At 68.8% G+C, this 7,006-nt stretch carries 7 protein-coding genes; 5 read left to right on the top strand and 2 right to left on the bottom strand.

What is annotated here, in order from left to right; translation table 11 throughout:
- Positions 1–229: 229 nt before the first annotated feature.
- Together AC1DOC_RS12765 and AC1DOC_RS12760 are read left to right on the top strand one after the other, a co-directional pair.
- A complete protein-coding gene (locus tag AC1DOC_RS12765; protein WP_478083476.1) occupies positions 230–1,588 on the top strand; it encodes a homoserine dehydrogenase in 1,359 nt (452 codons plus the stop codon).
- 53 nt (positions 1,589–1,641) lie between these two features.
- On the top strand, positions 1,642–2,028 hold the full coding sequence (locus tag AC1DOC_RS12760; RefSeq protein ID WP_478080664.1) for a DUF1090 family protein: 387 nt from the start codon (positions 1,642–1,644) through the stop codon (positions 2,026–2,028).
- A 9-nt stretch (positions 2,029–2,037) separates the two neighbouring features.
- Here AC1DOC_RS12760 and AC1DOC_RS12755 read toward each other — a convergent pair whose 3' ends face one another.
- Together AC1DOC_RS12755 and AC1DOC_RS12750 are read right to left on the bottom strand one after the other, a co-directional pair.
- Positions 2,038–2,889: a PA4780 family RIO1-like protein kinase gene (locus AC1DOC_RS12755; RefSeq protein ID WP_278878809.1), complete on the bottom strand. Its 852-nt coding sequence runs from the start codon at positions 2,887–2,889 to the stop codon at positions 2,038–2,040.
- Entirely contained in the window at positions 2,886–3,980 is a 1,095-nt protein-coding gene (locus tag AC1DOC_RS12750; RefSeq protein WP_478080663.1) for a GNAT family N-acetyltransferase, read from the bottom strand. Before AC1DOC_RS12750 ends, AC1DOC_RS12755 begins: the two co-directional genes overlap by 4 nt.
- A 479-nt stretch (positions 3,981–4,459) precedes the next feature.
- On the opposite strand from AC1DOC_RS12750, the gene AC1DOC_RS12745 reads away from it, so the two are divergent.
- The 3 genes from AC1DOC_RS12745 to AC1DOC_RS12735 all read left to right on the top strand — a co-directional run.
- A complete protein-coding gene (locus tag AC1DOC_RS12745) occupies positions 4,460–4,846 on the top strand; it encodes a hypothetical protein (RefSeq protein WP_018902853.1) in 387 nt (128 codons plus the stop codon).
- Positions 4,847–4,962: 116 nt separating this feature from the next.
- The gene (locus tag AC1DOC_RS12740; RefSeq protein ID WP_412510751.1) at positions 4,963–5,931 is read left to right on the top strand and encodes a Bug family tripartite tricarboxylate transporter substrate binding protein; all 969 of its coding nucleotides are present in this window, start codon (positions 4,963–4,965) and stop codon (positions 5,929–5,931) included.
- Between the two features lie 86 nt (positions 5,932–6,017).
- A partial coding sequence (locus AC1DOC_RS12735; RefSeq protein WP_478129886.1) for an acyclic terpene utilization AtuA family protein occupies positions 6,018–7,006 on the top strand: 989 nt, incomplete at its 3' end.

Here is a 7,006-nt window from a genome sequence, read left to right as displayed (position 1 = left end):
CTTCCCCTCCACCGTCTGCGCAGCCTCCATGGCCCGCATGATGCCGCCTGCCTTCGCGCGGGCGGAGGGGTCATTGGTTGCACGAATGATTACCACCATTACCACCGCGGCCACCTGAGCACGCGCAGGTGGCCGTTTCGGCAGCCACCTGGTGTATCGCTCTTCTTCCCCGAATGAATGAAACCCAGCTCTGGCAGCTGGGTTTCTTGTTTTTCATCCGGAGATGTCCATGTACCGCGATCCAGTCCAGTCCCTCGAACCCCTGCCCAGCCGCCCCGCGGCCATCCGTGCGCTGCGCGTGGGGATGATCGGCATCGGCACCGTCGGCTCGGGCACATTCCGGGTGCTGGCGCGCAACCAGGCCGAGATCGCGGGCCGGGCGGGCCGGCCCGTCGAGCTGGTGATGGTGGCCGCGCGCAACCTGGTGCGCGCCGCCACCATCGTGGGCGCGGATGTTCCGCTCACGGACGACCCGCTGCGCGTGGCCACCCATCCCGATGTCGACGTGGTGGTGGAAGTGGCCGGCGGCACCGGCCCGGCGCGCGAATGGGTGCTGGCCGCCATCGCGCACGGCAAGCACGTGGTCACGGCCAACAAGGCCTTGCTGGCGGTGCATGGCGCCGAAATCTTTGCCGCGGCCCGGCGGCATGGGGTGGCCGTGGCCTACGAGGGCGCAGTGGCGGTGAGCATTCCCATTGTCAAGGCGCTGCGCGAGGGCCTCGCGGCCAACCGCATCGAGTGGGTGGCGGGCATCATCAACGGCACCACCAACTTCATCCTGAGCAAGATGAGGGATGAAGGCCTGGACTTCGCAGCCGCGCTCGCGCAGGCCCAGGCGCTCGGCTATGCGGAGGCCGATCCGGCCTTCGACATCGAAGGCATCGACGCCGCGCACAAGCTCACGCTGCTGGCCGCCAATGCCTTCGGCACCACCGTGCGGCTTGCCGATGTGCAGGTGCAAGGCATCACGGCACTCGAGCGGGTGGACGTGGCCTCTGCCGAGCAGCTGGGCTACCGCATCAAGCTGCTGGGCGTGGCGCGGCGCCGGGAGGAGGGCGTGGAGCTGCGCGTGCAGCCCGCGCTGGTGCCCGCATCGCACCTGATGGCGCATGTGAACGGGTCGATGAACGCCGTGATGGTCAAGGGCGATGCGTCCGGCGTGACGATGTACTACGGCGCCGGCGCGGGCTCCGAACAGACCGCATCGGCGGTGATTGCCGACCTGGTCGATGTGGCGCGGCTGGACGGCACCCATGCCGCGCAGCGCGTGCCGCACCTGGGCTTCCATGCGCATGCGATGAGCGCGTTGCCGGCATTGCCCCGCGCCGAGGCATGCTGCGCGCACTACCTGCGCATCCCCGTGCATGCCGCCGGCCAGATCGAGGCGGTATCGGGCTGGCTGGCGGGGCAGCAGGTGCCGGTGCAGCAGGTGGCGCTGGCGGCTGCGCAGCCCGGCATGGGCGCGCAGCTGCTGGTGCTCACGCAGCCGGTGCGGCAGGGCACGATGGACCTGGCGCTGCATGCGCTTCAGGCGCATCCCTCGGTCGCAGGAAAGGTCACGGCGCTGTGCGTGGAGGCGCTGGCCTGAGACAGAATGCGCCACGGCATGCATTGGCAGGCCGATGGAACGGAGTGGGTGCAATGGATTTCGCCTGGCATGGTGGCCTTCTTCGATGGGTGCGGCGCGAACTGCGCATGGAGCGCTGGTTCCTGGGAATGGCGCTAGCGCTGGCCGCACCCGCATTCGCCCAGGCCGCGGAGCCGGCGGAAGGCGCCGCTTCATCCTGCGAAGCGGAAGAGGCCGCGCTGGAGCACGACATGGACCTGGCCCGCTCCAGGGGCCAGATGCTGCGCCGCCGGCAGCTCGCCGAGAACCTGGACGCGCTGCGGGCGCGCTGCCGGACATCGGAGCCGCCGCAAAGCCGCGCGGCGCGCATCGACAAGCTGGAGCACGACATCCGCGCGCTGCGGACCGAGCTCGAACATGCCGAGGCGCAGCTGCGCGAGCTGAAGAACGAACGGCCCTGACGGCCCGCGTCAGAGCCTGGGCAGCTGCATGCGCAGGCGCCGCGCCGCTTCTTCCTCGCGCGCGTCGTCCACCTCGCGCAGCACGTTGCCCAGGTCGACGGGGCCGGTGTCGCGCGCATGCGTGCCGCTCAGCACCGACTCGACGCGCAGCAGGCCGCGCTCGTACAGGTGCCAGATCTCGTCGCCGTAGTGCGTGCCCAGGAGCTCCGGCGCGAACTGGCCGAAGAAGTTGCGCAGGTTCTCCACGTCGCGCAGCAGCATGCGCTTCGCGTGGTTGTTGCCCGCCGCATCCACCGCCTGCGGCAGGTCGATCACCACCGGGCCGTCGGCCGCGAGCAGCACGTTGAATTCCGACAGGTCGCCGTGCACCACGCCCGCGCACAGCATGCGCACCACCTCCTTCAGCAGGCTGGCGTGGTGCTGCACGGCTTCCTCGCGCGTGAAGGCCACGTCGTTCAGGCGCGGGGCCGCATCGCCGTTGGCATCGGTCACCAGCTCCATCAGCAGCACGCCTTCCAGGAAGTTGTAGGGAACGGGCACGCGCACGCCGGCCGCCGCCAGGCGGTAGAGCGCATCGACCTCGGCGCTTTGCCAGATGGCCTCGGTCACCTGGCGGCCGAAGCGCGTGCCCTTGGCCATGGCGCGCGTTTCGCGCGAATTGCGCACGCGGCGGTTCTCGGTGTAGTCGACGGCCTGGCGGAAGCTGCGCTTGTCGGCTTCCTTGTAGACCTTGGCGCAGCGCGTCTCCTCGCCGCAGCGCACCACGTAGACCATGGCTTCCTTGCCGCTCATCAGCTGGCGGACCACCGTGTCGATCAGGCCTTCGTCGACCAGCGACTGCAGTCGTGGTGGTGCTTTCATTGGTACCGCTCCATCGGATCCAGCGGGCGGGTCGAGAGGAAGGCCCTCAGGCTTTCCGGGCCGATCTGGTAGACCGCATCATGCCTGTGCGGCGCGAAGCCCAACCGGTGGTTGATGGAGAGCATCGGCGCGTTGACCTCGGCGTTGCTGGTGATGACGGTGGCGACCTCCGGGTGGCGCTCGCTTACCAGCGCCAGCATGGAGGCCTTCACGCCCTTGGCCAGGCCCTTGCCGCGCCAGCGCGGCGCCACGGCCGTCAGCTGCTGGTACATGCGGTCCGGAAAGCGCTGGTCCCAGCTGGCGTCGCACATGGCGGCCACCTCGTCGCCGTCGAGCAGCAGCACCAGAAAGTGCTCTCCGCCGCGCTGCGACATGTCGGCATACCAGGTGCGGTAGTTCTCGAGCTCGTAGCGCATGCGCGGCATGTCCAGCGCATTGGTGGGCGCGTCGTTGATGAGCGCCGAGAAGGGCGCGATCAGGCTGGCCAGGCGCTCGAAGGGCACGCGGCCGGCGTGGATTTCGGCGCGCAAGCCCCCGCCGGCGGCGAATGCCTGCGATTGCCAGCGGGCGAGTTCGTCCCACGGCAGTGCATCGAAGGCGGCCCGGTTCTCGACGGCGCGGTGCTTCTCGATCGCGCCGATGGCTGCGAGAAACGCATGCCCTTCGGGCAAGTGGGCCTTGATGCTGGCCGTGGTCTTGCCTTGCGCTTCCATGAAGCCGAGCAGCACGCGCAGCAGTGCGCTGGCCACGCCGCGCCGCCGGTGCGGCCGCAGTACACCGCCCCAGGCATCGAGATAGGGCGCGAAGGCGGCATGGTCCGGCGAGCCTTCGCGGCGAAAGCTCAGCGTGAGGCTGCCGATGAACTCGCCTTCGCAACTCGCGAGGACCCGGTGGAAGGCCAGCAGCGGCAGGTGCTCACGCAGCGCGCGCTCGGTGTCGGCGCTGGGGATGCGGCGCTCGCCGGGGTGGTCTTCCTCGGTGCGAAGCTGCCAATAGCGATGGAACTTCTCCCAGCTTTCGGTGGACGCCTGATGGGGATCGAAAACGGATATCGAAAACGGCCGCGGATGCGCGGCGCGGGTTTCAAGCATGGTGAGCCTTGAGGATTCTGGAAACGGACAGATCGCGGCCGGCAACTGCTTGCCGGCGGCGGCGTTTGAATCTCGGGCGGTTTGCGGTTGCGGCCAGGAAGCGCCGCAAGGGTCGAGTTGGCTGTATCAGCAACTCTTCGAAGAACCGACAAACCGGCCGATCGTGGAGCAATGAATAGCTGTGTCTTCCATCGCGCACCTCCGATCCGGGTTGTTTGTCGAGGCGTCGAATGTAGCGGCCTTGCCGCGGCCTGTGAAGTGCCGCGTGGCATGGGCGCCTCTGCGCGACCCGATTGCTATCAGCTTTCGCGCACCGCTTCAAACCGCGGCCGGCTGTTTCCACGTCGCGATTGCCGGGATTGCGTGCGCCATGAGGTTGTACCTGGATGCCATCGCAAAATCGATTTCACGGACCAGCCCAAAAAGCAAGAACGGTTCGCAGCTCCCTCCATCCAATCATTGAATCGAAGGAAATCCGAATGACCATCTCCAACGCCAAGCGTCTTTCTGCCATCGCACTGGCCCTCGCTGCCGCCGCCGGCGCCGCCCATGCCGAAACCTATGAAGGCGTCCATCCCCTGACCACCGCCGAGAGYCGCGCCAACGTGGCTGCCGGGGCCGTGGTGGCCGCGCGCATTGGCAATCCCTATGCCACGGGCGTCGATGCAGGCCCGATGCATCCGCCGGTCGCCATGAACAACCGCGACACCGTGCGTGCCGAAGCGGTGGCCGCCGCACGCGCACCGGACCCGTACGCCGAAGCGGCCTCCTCGGGCACCACGCCGATCGTCGCCGGTGCGGTGGACCGCGCAACGGTGCGGGCCGAAGCCTATGCCGCCGCACGCGGCAATGCGCTGCCGCTGTAGTTGCAGAAAGGCAAGAAGGCCGGGCCTGCGAAAGCGGGCCCGGCTTTTTTGCGTGGAGCGCCGGCCGGCGCCGCACCTGGCCGATGTAAGGTGGCGGGCTCAAGCAGAGATTCGAAATGAACAAGAACAAGCTCGCCGCATTCCTCCTTGCCTGCGCATCGGCAATGGCCGCCTCCGCCCAGGAGTGGCCGACCAAGGCCGTACGCCTGATCGTTCCCGCGCCCGCCGGCAGTTCGCTCGACCTGATCGCGCGCACGCTGGCCGACCGGCTGCGCCCCCTGTGGAAGCAGCCCATCGTGATCGAGACCAAGGCCGGTGCGGGCGGCCTGATCGGCATGGACGCCGTGGCCAAGGCGCCGAACGACGGCCATACATTGGGCATCGGCTTCAACGGGCCGATCGCCTTCGGCCCCTACATGTACAGCCGCATGCCGTATGCGCCCGCACGCGACCTGGTGCCGATCGTGCTCACCACCTCGCAGCCCAACGTGCTGGCGGTGCAGGCCGGCAACCCCGCCAATACGCTGCCGGAATTCGTGGCGTGGGCGAAGAAGCAGGGCCACCCGTTCAGCTATGCCTCGGTGGGCGCGGGGAGTTCATCGCACCTGACGATGGAGCTGTTTCGCAGCGTGGCCGGCATCGAGGCGGTGCACGTGCCCTATGCCGGATCGCCGCCGGCGGGCCTTTCGGTGGCGGCCGGCGACACGCAGGCGCTGTTCACCGTGGCGCCGGCGCTGCTGCCGCTCATCCAGGGCAAGCGCATCAAGCTGCTCGCGGTCACGAGCGCGAAGCGCTCCGAGCTCATGAAGGACCTGCCCACGGTGGCGGAGTCGGGCTATCCGGGCTTCGAGTCGCTGGCCTGGAACGGCCTCTTCACCGCGAGCGGCACGCCGCCCGATGTCGTTCGCCGCATCAATGCCGATGTGAACACGGTGCTGCAGGAGCCGGCCGTGCGTGAACTGCTGGCCAACCAGGGCCTGGTGGCGGGCGGCGGCTCCGCCGAGGAGTTCGGCTCGTTCATCGACAGCGAGGGCCGCAAATGGGGCGCGATCATCGCCAGGCGTGGCATCCGGCTCGACCAGTGAGATTTATCGGGTGATCTGAAATTCGGATCAATTGATCCGAATTTTCGATTTTACGGATGATGGCGGGCTGCCTAAAGTCCGCCTCGATGAATGCCAATGCACCGCCCTCACTGCTGATCGGCTGCGCGGCCGGATTTTCCGGCGACCGCACCGATGCGGCTGGGCCGGTGGTCGACACGCTGATCGCGCGGCTCGCCGGCGGCCCGGCCGGCCAGCGTGCCTTCCTGATCTTCGAGACGCTGGCCGAGCGCACGCTCGCGCTCGCCCAGCTGCGCCGCCGCGACAACCCCGACGCCGGCTACGAGCCCTTGCTCGACGCCATGCTGCGGCCCGTGCTGGCGCGCAGCCTCGCGCACGGCATCCGCATCGTGAGCAACTTCGGCGCGGCCAATCCCCGCGCCGCGGCCCGCCACATCGCCCGCATGGCGCGCGAACTGGGCGCCGATGCGCCGCGCATCGCGGTGGTCGAGGGCGACGATCTTTCGGGCCCTGCGCACCGCGCGCTCTTGCATGAAACGCTGGGCGCGCAGATGGAGGGCCTGCGCATCGTCAGCGCCAATGCCTACATCGGCGCCGAGCCGATTGCCGCCGCGCTCGACGCCGGCGCGCAGATCGTGGTGTGCGGCCGCGTGGCCGACCCTTCGCTCGCGGTCGGCCCCGCCATGTCGCACTTCGGCTGGCGCGCCGACGACTGGCACCGGCTGGGCCGCGCCACCATGGCAGGCCACCTGCTCGAATGCGGCGCGCAGGTGTGCGGCGGCTACTTCGCCGACCCGGGCTACAAGGACGTGCCGGGGCTCGACAACGTGGGCTTTCCGATTGCGGAGATCGATGCCGACGGCCAATGCACCATCGGCAAGGCCGACGGCACCGGCGGCCTCGTGAGCGAAGCCACCGTGAAGGAACAGCTGCTCTACGAAGTGCACGACCCGAGCGCCTATCTCACGCCCGACGTGGTGGCCGACATCGCCGAAGCCGAAGTGCGCGCGCTGCCCGGCAGCAACCGCGTCGAACTCTCCGGCGTGCGCGGCCACGCGCGGCCGAGCCATTACAAGGTCAACGTCTGCCATGAAGG

Source organism: Variovorax sp. 01T439_2, from assembly GCF_056398445.1.
Note: the sequence above shows the minus strand (reverse complement) of the source record. Positions and strands in the feature narration are given on the sequence as shown.